Source organism: Synechococcus sp. R6-10 (assembly GCF_047461815.1).
Classification (GTDB): Bacteria; Cyanobacteriota; Cyanobacteriia; order Thermostichales; family Thermostichaceae; genus Thermostichus.
In genome coordinates this window covers 1-2,231 of record NZ_JANSHW010000198.1, presented here as the reverse complement: position 1 = coordinate 2,231, position 2,231 = coordinate 1, and the positions used below count along the sequence as shown (strand labels likewise).

The window sequence follows — 2,231 nt, the reverse complement described above, 5'->3', positions numbered from 1 at the left end:
CAAGGGTGGGTGCGCAATTTGCGGGATGGTCGTGTAGAGGCTGTTTTTGAAGGATCCCCTGCTGCGGTGGAGGCCATGCTGCGCTGGTGCCAACAGGGCAGCCCCGGTTCGGTTGTGGAGGCCATTGAGCAACGTTCCGAGCCGCCGGAAGGTCTACCCACTTTTGAGATTCGCCCTACCGTTTGAGGAAGTTTCGCTGTTCTGAGGATCTGCTTCAAGCTGGGCTGCTCCGGCCTCGTCCTGGGTTCTGGGCTGCCGTCCCCAGAAACTGTCTGTGAGCTGGGATCCCTGCAAGGTCACACTAGAATGGTTACACCGCCAGTTTTTCCTATCCCATGACTGTTGCTGCCCCCGCCAAAGTGCAATACGAAGCTGTGATTGGGCTGGAAGTTCACTGCCAGCTCAGCACTCGCTCCAAGATCTTCTCCAGCAGCGCGACAGCCTTTGGCGCTCCCCCCAACACCCAGATTGACCCCATCTGCATGGGCCTGCCCGGCACCCTGCCGGTGCTCAACGAAAAGGTGCTGGAGTACGCGGTCAAAGCGGGTTTGGCCTTGAATTGCACCATTGCCCCCTACAGCAAGTTCGACCGCAAGCAGTACTTTTACCCCGACTTGCCCAAAAACTACCAAATCTCGCAATACGACCTGCCGATTGCCACCCACGGCTGGATCGAGATCCAGCTCAGCGACGGTCGCACCAAGCGCATCGGCATCACCCGTCTGCACATGGAAGAAGATGCGGGCAAGCTGGTCCACGCTGGCAGCGACCGCCTATCGGGATCCAGCTACTCTTTGGTGGATTTCAACCGAGCGGGGGTTCCCCTCATCGAGATCGTCAGCGAGCCGGACATCCGCAGCGGGGAAGAAGCGGCAGAGTACGTGCAAGAGCTGCGCCGCATCCTGCGCTATGCCGGGCTGTGCGATGGCAACCTGCAGGAGGGATCCCTGCGCTGTGATGTGAACATCTCGGTGCGTCCGCTGGGATCCCAGACCTTTGGCACGAAGGTGGAAATTAAAAACATGAACTCCTTCAACGCCATCCAACGGGCCATCGAGTACGAGTTCAACCGCCAAGTCAAGGCTGTGGAGGCGGGCGAGCGGATCGTGCAAGAGACCCGCCTCTGGGAAGAAAACAGCCAGCGCACCATCAGCATGCGCAAGAAAGAGGGATCCAGCGACTATCGCTATTTCCCCGAGCCCGATCTGCCGCCCATTCGCGTTACCGAAGCGCAGAAAACCCGCTGGCAGGCAGAGCTGCCGGAATTGCCCGGTGTGAAGCGGCGACGTTACCAGGAGGTGTACGGCCTCTCGGTGTACGATGCCCGCTACCTCAGCGATGAACGCAACACCGCCGAATACTTTGAAGCCGTGATCGCCGCCGGTGCCGACCCGAAAGCAGCCGCCAACTGGATGATGAGCGACATCGCCAGCTACCTCAACACCCACAAGCTGGACTATCCCGACATTGCCCTGAAGCCGGAAACCCTGGCCGAGCTGATTGGCCTCATCGAGCAGGGCACCATCTCCAGCAAAATCGCCAAGGAGATCCTGCCGGAACTGCTGGAAAAAGGGGGATCGGCCCGCGCCCTGGTGGAAGCTAAGGGCATGACCCAAATCTCGGATAGCGCTCTGCTGGGGCAGATGATCGCCGAGGTGCTGGCAGAAAACCCCGAGCAACTGCAGCAGTATCGGGGGGGCAAAACCAAGCTCTTCGGCTACTTTGTCGGGCAATTGATGAAAAAAACCCAGGGACGGGCGGATCCAAAGCTGGCCAACGACCTGCTCAAGCAACACCTCGACGGCTAGCTCCAAGCATCGGTGAGGGAATAGCCCAACTCCTGGATCATGCGCCGCAGCAGGGGCAAACTCAGCCCGATAACATTGCCGGGGCACCCCTCGATCCGCTCCACAAACAGGCTGCCGCGGCCATCGATGGCAAAACAGCCAGCACAATTGAGCGGCTCACCGGTGGCCACATAGGCGCGGATTTCCTCGTCGCTGGGCTTGGCAAAAAACACCCGCGTCACCGCATAGTGGGTGAGGCGGCGGTTCTGCTTCGTGTCAATCAAGGCATGGCCTGTGTAGAGCTCTCCCACTTCGCCCCGCATTTGCCGCAAGCGCCGTTCCGCCTCTAGGGCATTGGGCGGCTTACCTAGGATCTCGCCATTTAGGTAGAGCACAGAGTCGGCCCCCACGACCAAGACGGGCTCCCGTTGCTGGGCCGCCACC

3 protein-coding genes are annotated in these 2,231 nt (G+C 60.1%); 2 read left to right on the top strand and 1 reads right to left on the bottom strand.

What is annotated here, in order from left to right:
- On the top strand, positions 1–186 hold a 186-nt coding region (locus NW837_RS06270; RefSeq protein ID WP_414329902.1), incomplete at its 5' end, for an acylphosphatase.
- Between the two features lie 149 nt (positions 187–335).
- Entirely contained in the window at positions 336–1,808 is a 1,473-nt protein-coding gene (gene gatB, locus NW837_RS06265; protein WP_011432351.1) for an Asp-tRNA(Asn)/Glu-tRNA(Gln) amidotransferase subunit GatB, read from the top strand.
- Here the strand turns inward: gatB and NW837_RS06260 are convergent.
- Positions 1,805–2,231: Maf family protein (locus tag NW837_RS06260; RefSeq protein WP_414329900.1), on the bottom strand; the 427-nt coding region annotated here is incomplete at its 5' end. The two genes, gatB and NW837_RS06260, sit on opposite strands and share 4 nt — an antisense overlap.